Genomic DNA, 17,339 nt, shown 5'->3' with positions numbered 1-17,339 from the left:
CGTCGAGACAGCGGCGAGACAAAACGCCCTGTCGAAAGGATTGTGTGACTCCCATTCGTGTTGCCTCCGTACCGGCTGCACACCCGTACATCTCTGCCGTCGTCGACGCCACGGTTGTGACGTTGCTGCCCGATCCGGTTCCACCGGGCGCGAGCCAACCTGGACAGTGGTGGCCGCCGCAATGGCTCGATCCTCGGTACGTCCTCGCCCGGATCACCGAGATCGATGTTCTGCATGTGCATTTCGGCTTCGAGAGCATCGCGCGCGACGACCTGGTTGCCGTCGCCGACGTGCTCGCGGCGCATGCCGTGCCGCTCGTGGTCACCGTGCACGACCTGGCCAATCCGCACCTGGACGACCAGACCGGCCACCTCGCCAAACTCGCCGCCCTGGTGCACCGAGCTGACGCGGTCATCACGCTCACCGACGGTGCTGCGCGCCACATCCGCGACAGCTGGGGCGTCACGGCGGCGGTGCTGCCGCACCCGCACGTGGTGCCGATCGAGCAGGTCGGGTCACCACGCGCGCAGCGCACCCGGCCCGTCGTCGCCGTGCACGCCAAATTCCTGCGCGCCAACATCGATCCGTGGCCTGTGATGAACACACTCGTTGCAGCACAGCGTGTTTCGCTGCGCCTCGACCTAGACGAGAACGCTTTGACCTCCTCGCGGGCCGACGCGCAGCTGGCCGCGCGGCTCTCCGCCTACCGAGAACGCGGTGTCGATGTCCGGATACATCCGCCGTTCACCGACGACGAACTCGTCGACTACCTGCACGACATCGACATACTGGTGTTGCCCTATCGGTTCGGCACACACTCCGGCTGGGTCGAGGCGTGCCACGACACCGGCGTCATCCCCGTGGTCCCCGACTGCGGGCACTTCCACGAGCAACAGCCCTGTGCCACCTTCGGATTCGGCACCGGCCGGTTCGACGAGGCCAGCCTGCTCACAGCCGTCGACGACGCGGTAGCGCACGCCCGCGGGCGCGCTGACGATCTGGCCCGCCGGCGCGTGCGGGCCTCCGAACGCGACCGGGTGCGACGGGACACCACACAGCTGTACCGGCGCCTTGGCGAGACCGCGAGAACCGCATGAACGCCCGCCCACTCCGTATCGCCCTGCTTGCCTCGACGCGCTACCCGGTACGGCAACCGTTCGCCGGCGGACTCGAAGCGTTCGTGTTCGAACTCGCGCACGGCCTCACCGATGCGGGCCACTCCGTCACGGTGTTCGCCGCGCCGGGCTCCGACATGGGTCTGCCGTGGAATGTCGTACCGCTGCGCACCCTGCACATGAGCGAGCACACCCGGCGCCTCGATCCCACGACACCGGAATGGGTGGTGGCAGAGACCCATGCCTACCTGTCGGTCATGGTGAGCCTCGGCCGGGCAGAACTCGGCTCGTTCGACGTGATCCACAACCACAGCCCGCACTACCTTCCGCTGGCCATGGCACACACCGTCGACGCGCCGATGCTGACGACGCTGCACACCCCTCCACTCAAATGGCAGGAGCAAGCGGTCGCGCTCCCCGGAGGGGTGGCCAGCAGCTTCGTGGCAGTCAGTGAATTCACTGCACGGCAATGGAATCCGATCAGCGGTCCGATCCCGGTCATCCTCAACGGCGTGGACATGACGCACCGCCCGGTGGGGCCTGGCGGTGGCTACGCCGTGTGGACGGGTCGGCTGGTGCCAGAAAAAGGCGTCACCTCGGCCATCGCCGCGGCGCGCGCAGCGGGCATCCCGCTACGCATCGCCGGGCCGATCGGGGACACCGCCTACTTCGACGCCGCGGTACGTCCCCTCCTGGGCGGCGACTCCAGCGGCGCCGTCTACGACGGCCACCTGCGCCGTGACGACCTGAACGCGCTCGTCGGCGGCGCGGCGGTGGCGCTGGTGACCCCGCACTGGGACGAGCCGTACGGCCGTGTCGTCGCCGAGGCTCTGGCTGCCGGAACGCCCGTCGCGGCGTTCGCGCGCGGCGGCATCCCCGAGATCCTCGACGGATCGTGCGGGCGACTCGCCGCAGCGGGCGACATCGACGGGTTGAGCCGGGCACTGCTGGAGGCGATGACGCTGCGAAGGAGTGACGCGCGCGCCCGCGCCGAGCGATTCTGCTCGCACGAAGTGATGGTGTCGCACTACCTCGACCAGTACCGGCAACTGTTGTACACACCGGGAATCTCGGCGATGGAAGGTGTTTCGGCGTGATCGGCTATTACGTGCACCACCACGGCCGCGGCCACGCGGCCCGGGCACGGTCGATCTGCGCCCATCTGGACGAACCCGTGACGTTCTTCTCCTCGTTGCCCCGCCCCGCGCAGATGCGCGCCCAGGACCACTGGGTGCAGCTCCCCCTCGACGTCCCCGCAGACGGCGAGATTCCCGTCGACCCCGAGAGCCACGGCCGATTGCATTGGGCGCCAACACATGTGCCAGGTCTCGCACGGCGCTCCGCCGATCTGCTCCAGGTCGCCGCAGATGCCGGCCTGCGGCGCCTCGTCGTCGACGTGTCTGTGGAGATCGCGATGCTCGGTCGGCTCGCCGGTATTCCCGTCACCGTGATGGCGATGCCCGGCGAACGCACCGATCCCGCACACCGGCTCGCCTACGACATCGCCGACCAGATCGTCGCGCCGTGGTCCTCCGACGTCTACCGGCCGCCGTGGCTTCGTGAGCACGCCGACCGCACCCACTTCGTCGGATCCATCAGCCAGTTCGAGCATCGAGGACACAGCGCCGGGTCGGGCGCCGGGACAGGAGTCCTGCTCGGTGGCGCCGGTGGCGACGATCGCCCCGCAGATGCCGTCGACCAGCTCCGCGCAGCACTCCCGCAGTACCGGTGGATCGCGCTGGGCGCCTCCGGGTGGGTCGACGACCCGTGGCCGGTTCTGGACGCGGCCGACGTCGTGATCACCCACGCGGGGCAGAACGCGGTCGCCGACGTCGCGCTCACCGACGCCGCGGTGATCGTGATCCCCCAGCACCGTCCCTTCGCCGAACAGCACGCCACCGCAGAAGCGTTGGTGCGCGCCGGGCTGACCGTTGACGCGACCGAGTGGCCCACATCCGACCGCTGGCCGGCCCTTCTCACTGCCACGTTCGCGCTGGACCGGTCGGCGTGGTCGCGACTTCAGGTGCGCGGTGCAGCCGCGCGCGCCGCGCAGGTGATCGCCGCGTGAGCCTGCGGGCAGCGGTGATCACGATCGTCCACGGCCGTCACGCACACGTCGAGGCCCAGGAGGCGGGGTTGGCGCAATGCCTTCCCGCGCCGCACGACCGCATCGTGGTCGCGATGGCCGACCCGGTAGTCGCCACGCTGGCCGGCCCCCACGCCCACGTCGTCGAATGCGCCGCTGATCCTGCGGCGCTCCCGCTCGCGAGGGCCCGCAACATCGGCGCCCGGGCAGCGCTCGACCGCGGCGCCGAGCTGCTGATCTTCCTCGATGTCGACTGCATCCCCGGCCGCGACCTGATCGGCCGGTACCTCGCGGCGCACCCGCGCGTCGACCGGCCGGCACTGCTCTGCGGGCCCGTCACGTACCTGCCGCCCTCCCCCGGCGGCTATTCGCTCGACCGGCTCGACGAGCTCACCGATCCGCATCCCGCACGGCCGGCGCCGCCCCCGGGCGTGCTGCAGCCCGAACCGAACCACGACCTCTTCTGGTCACTGTCGTTCGCCTGCTCCTCGGGCACCTGGGCTCGCCTCGGCGGCTTCTGCGAGGACTACGTGGGCTACGGCGGGGAGGACACCGATGTCGCGTCTTCTGCTGCGGCACTGGGTATTCCGTTGATCTGGGTGGGCGGCGCGCACGCGTACCACCAGCACCACCCGGTCTCCGATCCGCCCGTCGAACACGTCGCGGAGATCATCGCGAACGCGCGGGTCTTCCGCAGGCGGTGGGGGCGGTGGCCGATGGCGGGATGGCTGGACGCGTTCGAACGCGACGGCCTGATCACGCGACGGGGCGATCAGATCGAGATGACCGAGAGGACGACACATGCCTGATCCGATGGCCGGATTCGACGAGCCGGTGCGGTCCTGGGAGGACATCCCCGGGTGGTTCCAGTGGCGCTCGGGGCAGGAGGAAGCCGTCGCGACCTTCGGTCCCGGCGACCGCATCGTCGAGGTCGGCTGCTACCTGGGCCGCAGCCTCTGCTCACTCGCCGAACTCGCCCGCGACCGTGACCTGGTGATCGTCGGCGTCGACACCGCCCGCGGCAGCGGACCCGAGGGCCGGGGCGGCACCAACGCCCACGAGCCCGCGGTCAGCCACGGGGGCGGCACGCTGGCCGGGTTGTTGCACCGCAATCTCATCGCCTGCGGCGCCGCCGATCAGGTGCAACTCCTCATCAGCGATTCGGTGGCAGCGGCCCAGCTGTTCGCCGACGAGTCACTGGCCTGGGTCCACCTCGACGCCCGGCACGACTACGACAGCGTGCGCGCCGACATCACCGCATGGCTGCCGAAGGTCCGCCCCGGCGGCTGGCTCTCGGGCGACGACTACGACGAGTGGCAGTGGCCCGGGGTGGTGCAGGCCGTCGCCGACACCCTCGACGGTGCACACCCGTGGTCCAAGGGCCAGTGGCGCTGGCTCAAGCCGGCGGACCGATGACCGCCGGACCGTTGCCGTGGAACACGGCCTCGACGTTGTTGCCTTCGGGGTCACGCACGAACGCCCCGTAGTAGTTGTCGTGGTACTCCGGCCACATCCGCGGCTCGTGCAGCGGCTCGGCCCCGAGCGAGAGCGCGGTCCGGTAGAACGCCTGCACCGCCTCGGCGTCCTTCGCCACGAACGCGAGATGCATCTCGCGGTTCGGGCCCGACACATCGCCGACAGACGCATCACCGATCCAGAACGAGGGATGACCGTCGGCGCCGTAACCGATGGCGACCTCCATGTCCATCTGCCTGGTGTACCCGAGTACCCCGAGGACCTTGTCGTAGAACGACTTCGACTCTTCCCAGTGCACGCAGTTGATTCCGAAGTGGTCGATCACGCCATCACCGTACATTCGAGCTATGACATATGACCTGATCGTTCGTGGCGGCACCGTGGTCGACGGTCTGGGCGGCGAACCGTTCGTCGCCGACGTGGCGGTCAGGGACGGCGTCATCGTCGAAATCAACACAGAGGTCGGCACAGAGGCGGGCACCGTCGAGGGACCCGCGGCGCGGGAGATCGACGCGACCGGCCTGCTCGTCACGCCCGGGTTCGTCGACCTGCACACCCACTACGACGGTCAGGCGATCTGGTCGGATCGGTTGACCCCGTCATCGGCGCACGGTGTCACCACCGCGGTGATGGGCAACTGCGGCGTGGGCTTCGCACCGTGCCGGCCGGCCGATCACGATGTCCTCGTCGACGTGATGGCCGGCGTCGAGGACATCCCCGGCGTCGTCATGGTCGACGGGCTGCCCTGGCACTGGGAGACCTTCCCCGAGTTCCTCGACGCGGTCGAGGCCCGGCCACACGACATCGACGTGGCCGCATTCCTGCCGCACTCTCCGCTGCGCGTGTACGTCATGGGCCGCCGCGGCGTCGACCGCGAACCGGCCACACCCGAAGATCTGGCGATGATGCGCAAGCTGGCGGCCGAGGCCGTGCAGGCCGGGGCGATCGGATTCGCGTCGTCGCGGCTGACGCTGCACAAATCCGAGAGCGGGCACCCCATCCCGAGTTACGACGCCGGCTATGCCGAGATCGAGGCGATCGCGCGCGGCGTCGACGACGCGGGCGGCGGTCTGATCCAGTTCGTCCCCGACCTGATGGCCGGTGACTACGAGCCGGCACTGCGCACCGTGTTCGACGTGGCCACCGACGTCGGGCTGCCCGTCACGTTCACGCTCGCCATCGGCAACGCCGGTGACCCGTTCTACCTCGACGCGCTGCGCATGGTGGAGAAGGCCAACGGGGACGGCGGCCGGATCAGCGCACAGATCTTCCCGCGCCCGATCGGGTTGGTACTCGGCCTGGAACTCTCGGGCAACCCCTTCGTGATGTACCCGTCGTATCAGGCCATCGCGGACCTGCCGCTCGCAGAACGGGTCGCCGAGATGCGGAAACCCGACGTGCGCGAACGTATTTTGAATGATCGACCGGCCGCCGACGGGCATCCGCTGATGTTCGCCGCACAGGCGTGGAACTACATGTTCCCGCTGGGTGATCCGCCCAATTACGAACCTTCACAGTCGGATTCGATCGGCGCCCGGGCGCAGGTCCGCGGCGTCAGCCCCGCCGAGGAAGCCTATGACCGCCTGCTCGACGACGACGGCCGTGCCATGCTGCTGGTGACCCTGGCCAACTTCCGCGACGGCTCACTCGACACCGTCGCCGAGCTGATCCGCCGCGACGACGTCGTCCTCGGCCTCGGCGACGGCGGCGCTCACTACGGAATGATCTGCGACGCAAGTTTTCCCACCTACATGCTGACGCACTGGGTGCGGGACCGACCGACGGGCCGATTGACCCTGGCCGACGCGGTCCGCGAACTCACCTCGGCGCCGGCGGAGGTGGCGGGCCTGGCCGATCGCGGCCGCATCGCCGTCGGCTACAAGGCCGACCTGAACGTGATCGACGCTGCCGGGCTGCGGCTGCATCGGCCCGTCGTCGTCGCCGACCTCCCGGCCGGCGGCCGCCGACTCGACCAGAGCGCCGACGGTTACGTCGCCACCGTCGTCTCCGGTGAGGTGATCGCCGAGAACGGCGTGCCGACCGACGCCCGCCCGGGCACGCTGATCCGGGGCCGGCGGCAGGCACCGCGCTAGTCGACGTTGCGTGTAGAAAAATCGACGCCGTGTCGATTCGTGCGTACGGTGGTGGCATGACCAAGATCTTCTTCATCACCGGTGTCAGCAGCGGCCTCGGTCGTGCGTTCGCGGTGGGCGCCCTGGACGCCGGGCACACCGTCGTAGGAACCGTCCGTCAGCTTGCCGATGTGGCGCCCTTCGAGCAACTGGCCCCGGGCCGAGCGCACGGACGCGTCCTCGACGTCACCGACGAGCCCGCGGTGTTCGCCACCGTCGCCGAGGTCGAAGCTTCTGTCGGCCCGATCGACGTGGCGATCGCCAATGCGGGATACGGCCTCGAGGGCGTCTTCGAGGAGACCCCGTTGGCGCAGCTACGCGCCCAGTTCGAGACCAACGTCTTCGGAGCCGCGGCCACCGTCCAGGCCCTCCTGCCGTCGATGCGCCGGCGCCGCAGCGGGCACATCATGGCGGTGACATCAATGGGCGGATTGATGACGGTGCCGGGGCTGTCCGCCTACTGCGCCAGCAAGTACGCCCTCGAAGGTCTGCTGGAAAGCATCGGCAAGGAGGTCGAGACGTTCGGCATCCACGTCACCGCCATCGAACCCGGCTCCTTCCGGACCGACTGGGCCGGCCGCTCGATGGTGCGCGCCGAGCACACCATCGACGACTACGACGCAGTGTTCGAACCGATCCGCACGGCGCGGCTGGCGGCCAGCGGCAACCAGCTCGGGAACCCGGCGAAGGCGGCCGCCGCGGTGCTGGCGATTGTCGACGCCTCCACCCCGCCCAAACACCTGGTGCTCGGCTCGGACGCGCTGCGCCTGGTGACCGCGGGACGACGCGCGGTCGACGCCGATATCGAGACGTGGGAAACCCTCTCGCGCAGCACTGATTTCGCCGACGGACATCAGATCGCCGCCAATTGACCCGACGACGATCCGACGCACCGCGCAAAGGCGATCTCCGGGAGACCGCGATCCTCGACGCGGCCGAACGCCTGCTGGAGACAACCGGCTACGACGCGATGACCATCGCCGAGATCGCCGAAGGCGCCGGGATCACTCGTGGCGCGCTGTACTTCTACTTCGGCTCCAAACCCGAGGTGATCACGGCGCTGTTCGCCCGCACCGTGGCGATCCTGCACGAGAAGTCCCGTGCGGCAGCCGAAGACGCCGCCGGCGGTAGGCCGGCCATCGAGGCCGCCATGCGACGTACTGAGCAACTGTGGTGCGACCACGGCGTGGTCATGCGCACCGCGATCGATCTGGCCGCCACCATCCCGGAGATCGATGCGCTGTGGAACTCCACCGCGGACCTGTTCATCCAGGCGATCGCCGCGATCCTCGAACACCTCGGCGTGCCGCCCGGCAGCCGGCCCGACCAGGCGTCGGCCCTGGCGCGGGCGCTGTGCTGGATGATCGAGCGCAACTTCTATCAGGCCTCCCGGGTCTCCACCGCCGAACTGAAACGCGCACGGCTGTCGTGCACCGAGATCTGGTGGCGCACAGCGCAACGCGATTGATCCCGCGGCTCTGGCCCGGCTAGGTCGACCGCTTCAGCGCCGGATGCTGGTTGCGCAGCAGGGGTAGCAGCAGGCGGCGCGGCATGACCTCGAAGACCCGCGCGGGGATCTCGTTCTGCCAGCCGGGGATCACGCTGCGCCCGCTCTCGAGTGCCTCGATCCCCTTCTTGGCGACGGTGCGCGACGGGATCCACAGGAACTTGGGGAACGCCGCAGCAAACGTCCGCTCGTCCATGCCGGCGGTCTCGAGGAACTCGGTGCGCACCGGCCCCGGGTGAAGGGCGCCGATGGTGACGCCGGTGCCGGCCAGCTCACCGCGCACGCCGTCGGTGTAGGACCGCACGAACGCCTTCGTCGCGGCGTATCCCGACTGTCCGGGGAACGGCTGGAAGCCGGCCGTGGAGCCGACATTGAGGATCGCCCCGCGGCCCCGCGGCACCATCTGCTGCACCGCACGGGTGGTCAGATCGATCACCGCCTCCACGTTGACCCGCACCTGACGGATCTCGGCATCCGGCGCGGATTCGACCACCGGGCCGATGGTGCCGATCCCGGCGTTGTTGACCAGGATGTCCATCGTGAGGCCGCGACGGGCGACCTCGTCCATCAGGTCGGCGCGCGCGGCCGGGTCGGCGACATCGCAGCCGATGACCTCGACCCGAACCGGGCCGGACAGTTCGTCGGCGAGTTCGCGCAACCGGTCCTCGCGGCGCGCGACCAGGGTCAGGCCGTACCCGCGGGCGGCCAGTTCGCGGGCCAGGTCGGCGCCGATGCCCGAGGAGGCTCCGGTGACGACGGCGGTAGTGGTCTCGGACGGGCGGGGGAGGGCCATGTCTTGAGAACCTACGGTGTGCGAACCCGGGCGAGCACGACCTTGCCCGTCATCCGGCCCGACTCCACGTCGCGGTGCGCCTCGGCCAGCCCGGCCGCCGAGAAATCGCTGATGGTCTTGGTGACCGTCGTCCTCACAACGCCCTGATCCACCAGATCCGCCGCGCGGGCCAGCAGCCGCTGCTGCTCGATCATGTCGGGGGTCTCGAACATGGCCCGGGTGAACATCAGCTCCCAGTGCCACGCAATGCTTTTCGCCTTCAAGCCCACCAGGTCAAGGCCCGGCGGCTCGTCGATCGCGGTGATGTGACCGAACGGCTTCACTATCGCCTCGTAGACCTCGATGTTGCCCGCCGAATGCGGCGAGAACAGGTAGTCGACGCCCTCCGGCACCGCCGCGAGCGTCTCGTCACGCAGGCGGTGGTGATTGACGATCACGTCGGCGCCCATCCGCTGCGCCCACGCACGGGACTCGTCGCGGCTGGCCGTCGCGACCACCCGAACCTGCGTCAGAGCCTTCGCGAGCTGGATCATGATCGAGCCCACGCCTCCGGCGGCGCCGAGCACCAGCAGATCGCCGGTCGAGTCAGCGGTGAGCCCGAACCGGTCGAACAGCGACTCCCACGCGGTGATCGTCGTCAGCGGCAGCGCGGCGGCGTCCGCGAACGACAGCGACGACGGCTTCCGGGCCACGATGCGCTCGTCCACGGCCTGCAGTTCGGCGTTGCTCCCAGCGCGGGTGATGTCACCGGCGTACCAGACCTCGTCGCCCACCGACAGCGTCGTCACCTCTGGGCCTACCGCCTCGACGACACCGGCCGCGTCGTAACCCAGGATCTTCGGCTCCGCCGACGATGTCAGAGCCGCCCGCTGTTTCACGTCGACCGGATTCACCGACACGGCGAGCACCCGAACCAGCACGTCGCGGGGCTTCAGCTCGGGCACCGCGACGGTGACGTCACGCAGGCTGTCCTCGATCGAATCCGTGGCAAAGGCGCCGATCGCAGTCATCGTGTCCATGCCCGTCAAGAACCCAGAAGCGGCCCGTTTTCATCCGAGGTTGGGATCAGCGCGCGCGTAACCCTCGCCGGCGCGGCCGCGACGTGCGCTGATGGATCCTCATGACTGTCATCGACCCGACCGACTCGGCGACCGAGCCCGTGACGCCCGCGGCGCGCACGGCGCTGTGGGCGTCCCTGGTCGGGACGACCATCGAGTGGTACGACTTCTTCCTCTATGCCACGGCTGCCAGTCTGGTCTTCAACCGGGCGTTCTTCCCCGACCAGAGCACGTTCGTCGGGACCCTGCTGTCCTTCGCGACGTTCGCGGTCGGGTTCGTCGTACGGCCGATCGGCGGATTCGTGTTCGGTCACATCGGTGACCGCATCGGCCGCAAGAAGACGCTGGCGCTGACCATGCTGCTGATGGGTGCGGCGACCGCGCTGATGGGTGTGCTGCCGACCGCGGCGCAGATCGGCGTGCTCGCCCCGATCCTGCTGCTCCTGCTGCGCATCGTGCAGGGCTTCGCACTGGGCGGCGAGTGGGCGGGCGCGGTGCTACTGGCCGTCGAGCACGGCCCGGCACGCAGGCGCGGACTGTTCGGAAGCATCCCCCAGGTCGGTCTCGCACTCGGATTGGCGCTGGGCACAGGCGTTTTCGCTCTCCTGCAGATCGCGCTGCCCGACGACGCGTTCTTGGCGTACGGCTGGCGCATCGCGTTCCTGTTGAGCATCGTGCTGGTGATCTTCGGCGTCGCGGTGCGGCTGAAGGCCAGCGAGACGCCCGCCTTCGAGAAGGTCCGCGACAGCGACGATCGCGCCGCGGTACCGGTGCGCGAGGTGTTCCGCCCGCCGGTGCTGCGCTCGACCGTGCTGGGCATGCTGTCGCGGTGGGGTGAAGGCGCGGCGTTCAACACCTGGGGTGTCTTCGCGATCGCGTACGCGACCGGCACGCTGAAGCTGGAGAAGGTGCCGGTGTTGATCGCCGTCACCGCTGCCGCTCTGCTGATGGCGGTGCTGCTGCCCGTGTCGGGTCTGCTCGCCGACCGCTACGGCCCGAAGCGGATCTACACGATCGGCATCGCCGCCTACGGGATCGCGGTGTTCCCGGTGTTCGCCTTGTTCGGCACGCGCGACATCGCGCTGTACGCGCTCGGGATGCTCGTGGTGTTCGGCGTCGTGCACGCGCTGTTCTACGGCGCGCAGGGCTCGCTGTATGCGTCGCTGTTCCCGGCCCGCATCCGCTACACGGGGCTCTCGACGGTCTATCAACTGTCCGGGGTGTTCGCCTCGGGTCTGACGCCGCTGATCCTGACCGCGCTCATCGGCGCGGCGGGCGGCTCGCCGTGGCTGGCGTGCGGCTATCTGGTGCTGACCGCGGTGATCAGCGTGGCGGCGACGCTGGCGCTGAAACCGACGCCGCTGCAGCAGCTCTGATACTCGACCGTGGGCCCTATGCACGGGATCCGCGTGAAATCTGTACATAGGCCCCACGCTGGAGCAGCTTGGCGCGCACGCGCTCGATGATCACCTCGGGCCGCCTCAGCATGTCGCTGCTGACCCGCACCACCACCCAGCCTTCCCTCTCGAGTAGCGCCAGCCGGTCGATGTCCCACGAGCGCTGGCGCCGGTCGCTCCAGTGCTGAACACCGTCGTATTCGACCGCGACCTTCCACTGCGGCCACCCCATGTCGACCCGGATACGAAGCTCGCTAAACACGATCTGGGTCTTCGGACACGGCAGTCCACCGCGCACCAGGATGAGCCGCACCCGGGTCTCCTGCGGCGACTCCGCACCGCCATCCACAAGCTCGAGCATCCCCGGTATGCCCGCCACGCCGCGAACGCCGGGATGCGCCGCAGCCATGGCCGCGATCTCCGCCGTGGAGACGCGAGTGGCTCTCATCAGCGAGTCGACGAGCGGAATGGCTTCGTCAGGCGGACGGGTGCGGCCGATGTCGAAAGCGGTACGTGCCGGCGTCGTCGTATCGGCTCCTGCAATGAGACACGTCTCGCCGGGCGCGAGGGCCCACGAGTGCGCGATCATGCCGGGCGCCGCATGGCGGTCGGCTCGCACGATCTCCGCGGGCGCGCTCGGATCGAACCACTTGGCTCCGAGGACGGCGGCCGCCGAAGTTCCGGCGAGGACAGCGCCGGTGGCCAGCCAGGCGGCATGCGCCTTGCTCTGCGCGGTGAGCTCGACGTCCTTGGGGAGGTAGACGTCGCGAAAGACGGGGCGGTGATGACGGGCCAGTGCGCGACGGGTGAGGCGGCCGTCGCGGATCGCGACGCTGCCGATGAATGGTTCCATCCGCTGACCGTCGTGGCCACCCCCGACGAGAGTGGGCCTCCCGCACGCTTTTCGGGCCGAACCTGTGCATGGAGCCCACGTTGGGGACACACGAAAAAGCCCCGGTGCGCGGAGCGCACCGGGGCCTTCTCGTAGTAGCAGGACTTAGAAGTCCATACCGCCCATGCCACCGGTCGGGTCGCCCGCAGGTGCGGCGGCCTTCTCCGGCTTGTCGGCGACGACGGCCTCGGTGGTGAGGAAGAGCGCCGCGATCGAGGCTGCGTTCTGCAGCGCCGAGCGGGTCACCTTCACCGGGTCGGCGACGCCCGCCTTGAGCAGGTCCTCGTACTCACCGGTCGCGGCGTTGAGGCCGTGACCCGCGGGCAGATTGGACACCTTCTCGGCGACGACACCGGGCTCGAGTCCACCGTTGAAGGCGATCTGCTTGAGCGGAGCCGACAGCGCGACACGCACGATGTTGGCACCGGTCGCCTCGTCGCCGGTGAGGCCGAGGCCGTCCAGCGTCGGGGCCGACTGCAGCAGAGCCACGCCGCCACCGGCGACGATGCCCTCTTCGACAGCAGCCTTGGCGTTGCGGACGGCGTCCTCGATGCGGTGCTTGCGCTCCTTGAGCTCCACCTCGGTGGCAGCTCCGGCCTTGATGACTGCAACGCCGCCGGCCAGCTTGGCCAGGCGCTCCTGCAGCTTCTCGCGGTCGTAGTCGGAGTCGCTGTTCTCGATCTCGGCGCGGATCTGGGCGACACGGCCCTGGATCGCGTCGGCATCGCCTGCACCCTCGACGATCGTGGTCTCGTCCTTGGTGACGACGATCTTGCGGGCCTTGCCGAGCAGCGAGACGTCGGCGGTCTCGAGCGACAGGCCGACCTCTTCGCTGATGACCTGGCCACCGGTGAGGATCGCCATGTCCTGCAGCATCGCCTTGCGACGGTCACCGAAGCCCGGGGCCTTGACGGCGACGGACTTGAAGGTGCCGCGGATCTTGTTGACGACCAGGGTCGACAGGGCTTCGCCCTCGACGTCCTCGGCGATGATCAGCAGCGGCTTGCCGGACTGGATGACCTTCTCCAGCAGCGGGAGCAGGTCCTTGACGGTCGACACCTTGGAGCTGACCAGGAGGATGTAGGGATCCTCGAGGACGGCTTCCTGGCGCTCGGCGTCGGTCACGAAGTAGCCCGAGATGTAGCCCTTGTCGAAGCGCATACCCTCGGTGAGCTCGAGCTGCAGGCCGAAGGTGTTGCTCTCCTCGACGGTGATGACGCCTTCGTTGCCGACCTTGTCCATGGCCTCGGCGATGAGCTCGCCGATCTGGACGTCACCGGCGGAGATCGCGGCGGTGGCAGCGATCTGCTCCTTGGTCTCGACCTCCTTGGCCGACTTCAGCAGACCCTCGGTGACGGCCTCGACGGCCTTCTCGATGCCGCGCTTGAGGCCGAGCGGGTTGGCGCCGGCAGCCACGTTGCGCAGGCCCTCGCGGACCAGCGCCTGGGCGAGCACGGTGGCGGTGGTGGTGCCGTCACCCGCGACGTCGTCGGTCTTCTTGGCGACTTCCTTGACCAGCTCAGCGCCGATCTTCTCGTACGGATCCTCGAGCTCGATCTCCTTGGCGATGGACACGCCATCGTTGGTGATCGTGGGGGCGCCCCACTTCTTCTCGAGGACGACGTTGCGGCCCTTGGGGCCCAGCGTTACCTTTACCGCGTCGGCGAGGCTGTTGAGGCCCCGCTCGAGGCCGCGACGGGCCTCTTCGTCGTACGCAATTGTCTTGGCCATTGCGAAGTGTTTCCTCCGGGATTGGGGATGCACGTCTTGCTGGTCGGGCGCAGTGCCCGCGACGGACGGCTGGGGATGTGCTCGCGAATGTGCGGCCCCGGCCTCACCGTCCCGACCTAGCACTCGCCGGTCGCGAGTGCCAACTGCATTCTTAGCACTCGACCTGGGTGAGTGCAAGGCTCTCAGCGCGCAGCGAAATGGCCACAGCTGCCTGCCAGCCGCGCGGGCCACCCTGGATCGGTGACTGTCCCCGCTCTCGGACCGCTGTCGCTGTCCGGCTTCGCGAGCCCGGGGTGGCTGGTGCTGCTCGCCGCTCCCGCGGTGCTGCTGGTCGTCTACGTGGTCGCCGCGCGGCGACGGCGGCGACGGCTGGTCCGGTTCACCCCGGTGCCACCGCCGGGTGCGCCCCGGCTCCGGCACCTCCCTGCCGCTCTTCTCCTCCTCGCTCTGGTGCCGCTCACCTTCGCGGTTGCCCAGCCCAGCCAGGCCGTCCGCGTGCCGCGCAACCGCGCCGTGGTGATGCTCGTCATCGACGCGTCGCGGTCGATGGGCGCCACCGATGTCTCGCCGACGCGCCTGCAGGCCGCCGAACAGGCCGCCGGCGACTACGCACGCCACGTGACCCCGGGCGTCAATCTGGGCCTGATCTCGTTCGCCGGCAGCGCCGAAGTCCTCGTCGCACCCAACCCGGACCACGACCTGACCGTCGCGGCGCTGGACAAGCTGCAGCTTGCCGACAGCACCGCGACCGGCCAGGCGATCTTCGCCGCCCTACAGTCCATCCAGACCGTCAACGCCGTCCTGCAGGGCCCGCGCGATCAGACCCCGCCCGCGCGCATCGTGCTGCTCTCCGACGGCGAGGAGAACCACCCCGCCAATCCTGATGCCCCGCAGGGCGCCTACACCGCTGCACGCGCCGCCCACGCGGCCGGCGTCCCCGTCACGACCATCGCGTTCGGCACCTCGCAGGGCCACGTGGCGATGGGCAACCAAACGGTTCCCGTCCCGGTCGGTGACCAGACGATGAAGACCGTCGCCCAGCTCTCGGGCGGGCAGACGTCCTCGGCGGCCAACGTCGACCAGCTCAACCAGGCGTTCGACGGGATCGACGATCAACTCGGCTATCAGACCGAACGCGGGCCGGCGAGCACCGGCTGGCTGCGCCTCGGCGCCCTGCTGGCCGTCGCCGGCGCGCTGCTCGCGCTGGCGATCGACCGCCGGCTCCCGGTGTAGCTACCGCGGCAGCCGCCGGTCGACGACGACGACGGCGGCCGCCAGCGCGACCACGAGGATCAGCAGGGCCAGCCGGGCCCACGGCGCGCTGGCGTCCCCGGGCACGGTGTCGTAGCCGATGATGCTCTGCAGCGTGTCGTAGACGCTGTTGAGCTGGTCGAGGGTGCTGGCGTGGAACGTCTCGCCCCCGGAGATCTGGCTGATCGTCTGCAGGGTCGAGTCATCCACCGGCACCGGGACCTGCGTGTCGCCCAGCGTGACCGCGCCGTCGGGCGTGCCGAACGAGATCGTCGAGATCGCGACGTGCTGTTCCTTGGCAGCGCGCGCCGCGGTGAATGCGCCGCGTAGTTCGTCGGGATCGGCGGGCACGGTCTCCTTGCCGTCGGACTCGAGCACGATGCGCGCCGGAGGCGGACTGTCGCCGCCGCCGAGCACGTCGGCGGTCGCGGCGACCGCCTGCAGTGCGGTGAACAGCCCCTCCCCTGTCGCTGTGCGCTCGGCGACCTGCAGGGTGTCGATGGACGCCTTGACCGCGTCATGGTCAGGTGTGGGCGCCATCAGCAGCGTCGCCGACCCCGCGAATTCGACCAGGCCCAGGTTGATGCCGGGAGTCAGCTCGTCGGCGAAACGCTTGCCCGCCGCTTTGGCCGCGGCCAGCCGGTCAGGTGCCACGTCCGTCGCCGACATCGACTCCGAGACGTCGATGACCAGCATCACCACGGCGCGGTTGCGCGGGACGCGGACGTTGTCGGTGGGTCCGGCCATCGCGGTGGTGAGTAACGCCAGCGAGGCGAGCAGCAGCGCGGCGGGCACGTGCCGCCATCGTCGGCGCGGCGGGACGCTGAGCGAGGACAGCAGCTCGAAGTTGGCGAACCTCAACGCCCGGCGACGCTTGCGGCGCTGCGCGACGACATACGCCGCCAGCAGGGCGATCACCACGGCCAGCACCAGGAAGAACCAGGCGTGGGTGAAGCCGCGCACCGAGAAGGTGCCGAGCAGCGGGATCGTCATCGCCGGCCCATCCGAGATCGCAGTTGCGGGTCGTTCTCCCACCACAGGCCTGTCGCCGGCGCGTGGTCCAGTTCCGCGTCGACGACCGTCGCGTGCCGTGTCTCGTCGGCGGAGAAGAACCTCATCAGCACGAGGACGAAGAACACCCCGAGCACGTCGCCGACTAGCCAGAGCACACCGGCGCCGATGGATTGGTCGACGCGCATCGTCGGACCCCACTGCCTGTCGAGGCCGCGGTAGTAGTCGGCCGCGATCAGCGGGCCGAGCCACAGCACGATGCCCAGGACACCGTCGCCGAGCGACTCGACGATGCTGATGACCAGCGAGATCAACTGCGTGTACCGGCGCGGCACCGGATCGGTCTGCAGCCGCGCGCAGAAGTAGCCGAAGCCGACGGTCAGCATGAGCGCGCCGGTCAGCGCCATCACCCACGGGTAGGTCAGCGCGGCGCGGTACCAGGGCGTCAGATAGAACAGCCAGGGCAGCGCGAGCATCGCCACCGACGTCGTCGCCGGGTGGAGCAGCGTCCGGGCGGCGGGCCCCGCAGGAGACACCCGCAGCGCCGTCAACGGGCGGCTCATCGCGATGAAGAACGGGATGACCATCAGCAGGAGCAGCACCTGTAGCGCCCGCACCCAGAACAACACGGGCGCATAGACGCTGACCATGCTCATGGTCGCGACGGCGAACAGGCCGATGCCGATGGCGCAGCAGGCCGCGTTCACGCGTGTGAGCGACGGGCGGGCCGTCCGGTAGCAGCGGGCGTAGCCAACGGCGGCGACCAACGCGACCACCGCCGCGCTGGTGCTCCACCGCCAACTGGTCAGCGCCGTCGACCAGGTCAGAGGGACGGTCGCCGCACTCATAGTGCTGCACTATGCGCCGCAGACCTGGAGGCGACCTGTGGG

At 69.4% G+C, this 17,339-nt stretch carries 17 protein-coding genes; 10 read left to right on the top strand and 7 right to left on the bottom strand.

Features of this window, described 5'->3' with window-relative positions:
• The first annotated feature begins 44 nt into the window (after nt 1-44).
• Genes ACZY1G_RS03525 through ACZY1G_RS03505 form a run of 5 tightly spaced genes read left to right on the top strand, consistent with a single transcriptional unit; the run spans nt 45 to nt 4,617 of the window.
• Nucleotides 45-1,097, top strand: a complete 1,053-nt coding sequence (locus ACZY1G_RS03525) for a glycosyltransferase (protein WP_463821609.1) — start codon at nt 45-47, stop codon at nt 1,095-1,097.
• Nucleotides 1,094-2,212 (top strand): glycosyltransferase, encoded by a 1,119-nt coding sequence (locus ACZY1G_RS03520; protein ID WP_463813644.1) that lies wholly within the window; start codon nt 1,094-1,096, stop codon nt 2,210-2,212. The genes ACZY1G_RS03525 and ACZY1G_RS03520 overlap by 4 nt, the downstream gene beginning before the upstream one ends.
• The gene (locus tag ACZY1G_RS03515) at nt 2,209-3,183 is read left to right on the top strand and encodes a glycosyltransferase (protein WP_463813643.1); all 975 of its coding nucleotides are present in this window, start codon (nt 2,209-2,211) and stop codon (nt 3,181-3,183) included. Before ACZY1G_RS03520 ends, ACZY1G_RS03515 begins: the two co-directional genes overlap by 4 nt.
• A 2-nt stretch (nt 3,184-3,185) precedes the next feature.
• Complete coding sequence (locus ACZY1G_RS03510; protein WP_463814828.1) at nt 3,186-4,010, top strand: glycosyltransferase family 2 protein; 825 nt, start codon at nt 3,186-3,188, stop codon at nt 4,008-4,010.
• The gene (locus tag ACZY1G_RS03505; RefSeq protein WP_463821608.1) at nt 4,003-4,617 is read left to right on the top strand and encodes a class I SAM-dependent methyltransferase; all 615 of its coding nucleotides are present in this window, start codon (nt 4,003-4,005) and stop codon (nt 4,615-4,617) included. The genes ACZY1G_RS03510 and ACZY1G_RS03505 overlap by 8 nt, the downstream gene beginning before the upstream one ends.
• On the opposite strand, the gene ACZY1G_RS03500 is transcribed toward ACZY1G_RS03505, so the two are convergent.
• Complete coding sequence (locus tag ACZY1G_RS03500) at nt 4,598-5,002, bottom strand: VOC family protein (protein ID WP_463813641.1); 405 nt, start codon at nt 5,000-5,002, stop codon at nt 4,598-4,600. The genes ACZY1G_RS03505 and ACZY1G_RS03500 overlap by 20 nt on opposite strands.
• Before the next feature lie 22 nt (nt 5,003-5,024).
• On the opposite strand from ACZY1G_RS03500, the gene ACZY1G_RS03495 reads away from it, so the two are divergent.
• The 3 genes from ACZY1G_RS03495 to ACZY1G_RS03485 are packed head-to-tail and all read left to right on the top strand — an operon-like array spanning nt 5,025 to nt 8,277.
• Nucleotides 5,025-6,770, top strand: coding sequence for an N-acyl-D-amino-acid deacylase family protein (locus ACZY1G_RS03495; RefSeq protein ID WP_463813640.1), 1,746 nt, complete (start codon nt 5,025-5,027; stop codon nt 6,768-6,770).
• Between the two features lie 56 nt (nt 6,771-6,826).
• On the top strand, nt 6,827-7,681 hold the full coding sequence (locus ACZY1G_RS03490) for an oxidoreductase (protein WP_463821607.1): 855 nt from the start codon (nt 6,827-6,829) through the stop codon (nt 7,679-7,681).
• Nucleotides 7,678-8,277 carry a TetR/AcrR family transcriptional regulator gene (locus tag ACZY1G_RS03485; RefSeq protein WP_463813638.1) on the top strand — a complete coding sequence of 200 codons (600 nt, stop codon included), beginning with the start codon at nt 7,678-7,680 and terminating at the stop codon, nt 8,275-8,277. Before ACZY1G_RS03490 ends, ACZY1G_RS03485 begins: the two co-directional genes overlap by 4 nt.
• 19 nt (nt 8,278-8,296) lie before the next feature.
• On the opposite strand, the gene ACZY1G_RS03480 is transcribed toward ACZY1G_RS03485, so the two are convergent.
• Nucleotides 8,297-9,109: an SDR family NAD(P)-dependent oxidoreductase gene (locus ACZY1G_RS03480; protein ID WP_463821606.1), complete on the bottom strand. Its 813-nt coding sequence runs from the start codon at nt 9,107-9,109 to the stop codon at nt 8,297-8,299.
• An 11-nt stretch (nt 9,110-9,120) separates the two neighbouring features.
• Nucleotides 9,121-10,128, bottom strand: coding sequence for a zinc-binding alcohol dehydrogenase family protein (locus ACZY1G_RS03475; protein WP_463821605.1), 1,008 nt, complete (start codon nt 10,126-10,128; stop codon nt 9,121-9,123).
• Nucleotides 10,129-10,229: 101 nt separating this feature from the next.
• Here ACZY1G_RS03475 and ACZY1G_RS03470 point away from each other — a divergent pair, with 101 nt between their 5' ends.
• A complete protein-coding gene (locus tag ACZY1G_RS03470; protein WP_463821604.1) occupies nt 10,230-11,543 on the top strand; it encodes an MFS transporter in 1,314 nt (437 codons plus the stop codon).
• Between the two features lie 16 nt (nt 11,544-11,559).
• On the opposite strand, the gene ACZY1G_RS03465 is transcribed toward ACZY1G_RS03470, so the two are convergent.
• Together ACZY1G_RS03465 and groL are read right to left on the bottom strand one after the other, a co-directional pair.
• Nucleotides 11,560-12,417, bottom strand: coding sequence for an endonuclease domain-containing protein (locus ACZY1G_RS03465; RefSeq protein ID WP_463821603.1), 858 nt, complete (start codon nt 12,415-12,417; stop codon nt 11,560-11,562).
• Nucleotides 12,418-12,561: 144 nt separating this feature from the next.
• On the bottom strand, nt 12,562-14,187 hold the full coding sequence (gene groL / locus ACZY1G_RS03460) for a chaperonin GroEL (RefSeq protein WP_463813633.1): 1,626 nt from the start codon (nt 14,185-14,187) through the stop codon (nt 12,562-12,564).
• 240 nt (nt 14,188-14,427) lie between these two features.
• Between groL and ACZY1G_RS03455 the strand changes: the two genes are divergently transcribed.
• Complete coding sequence (locus tag ACZY1G_RS03455) at nt 14,428-15,420, top strand: VWA domain-containing protein (protein WP_463821602.1); 993 nt, start codon at nt 14,428-14,430, stop codon at nt 15,418-15,420.
• Here ACZY1G_RS03455 and ACZY1G_RS03450 read toward each other — a convergent pair whose 3' ends face one another.
• Nucleotides 15,421-16,431: a VWA domain-containing protein gene (locus ACZY1G_RS03450; RefSeq protein WP_463821601.1), complete on the bottom strand. Its 1,011-nt coding sequence runs from the start codon at nt 16,429-16,431 to the stop codon at nt 15,421-15,423. It lies immediately after the preceding gene.
• On the bottom strand, nt 16,428-17,297 hold the full coding sequence (locus tag ACZY1G_RS03445; RefSeq protein WP_463821600.1) for a cytochrome c oxidase assembly protein: 870 nt from the start codon (nt 17,295-17,297) through the stop codon (nt 16,428-16,430). Before ACZY1G_RS03445 ends, ACZY1G_RS03450 begins: the two co-directional genes overlap by 4 nt.
• Nucleotides 17,298-17,339: the final 42 nt, after the last annotated feature.

Source organism: Mycobacterium sp. IDUB_5 (assembly GCF_055419565.1).
This window is presented reverse-complemented; position numbering and strand designations above follow the sequence as displayed.

Excerpts from the sequence above, each read along its gene's own strand:
- ACZY1G_RS03520 (WP_463813644.1), top strand. The coding sequence starts at position 1,094 with ATGAACGCCCGCCCACTCCGTATCGCCCTGCTTGCCTCGACGCGCTAC.
- ACZY1G_RS03505 (WP_463821608.1), top strand. The coding sequence starts at position 4,003 with ATGCCTGATCCGATGGCCGGATTCGACGAGCCGGTGCGGTCCTGGGAG.
- ACZY1G_RS03495 (WP_463813640.1), top strand. The coding sequence starts at position 5,025 with ATGACATATGACCTGATCGTTCGTGGCGGCACCGTGGTCGACGGTCTG.
- ACZY1G_RS03490 (WP_463821607.1), top strand. The coding sequence starts at position 6,827 with ATGACCAAGATCTTCTTCATCACCGGTGTCAGCAGCGGCCTCGGTCGT.
- ACZY1G_RS03480 (WP_463821606.1), bottom strand. The coding sequence starts at position 9,109 with ATGGCCCTCCCCCGCCCGTCCGAGACCACTACCGCCGTCGTCACCGGA.
- ACZY1G_RS03475 (WP_463821605.1), bottom strand. The coding sequence starts at position 10,128 with ATGGACACGATGACTGCGATCGGCGCCTTTGCCACGGATTCGATCGAG.
- ACZY1G_RS03470 (WP_463821604.1), top strand. The coding sequence starts at position 10,230 with ATGACTGTCATCGACCCGACCGACTCGGCGACCGAGCCCGTGACGCCC.
- ACZY1G_RS03465 (WP_463821603.1), bottom strand. The coding sequence starts at position 12,417 with ATGGAACCATTCATCGGCAGCGTCGCGATCCGCGACGGCCGCCTCACC.
- groL (WP_463813633.1), bottom strand. The coding sequence starts at position 14,187 with ATGGCCAAGACAATTGCGTACGACGAAGAGGCCCGTCGCGGCCTCGAG.
- ACZY1G_RS03450 (WP_463821601.1), bottom strand. The coding sequence starts at position 16,431 with ATGACGATCCCGCTGCTCGGCACCTTCTCGGTGCGCGGCTTCACCCAC.
- ACZY1G_RS03445 (WP_463821600.1), bottom strand. The coding sequence starts at position 17,297 with ATGAGTGCGGCGACCGTCCCTCTGACCTGGTCGACGGCGCTGACCAGT.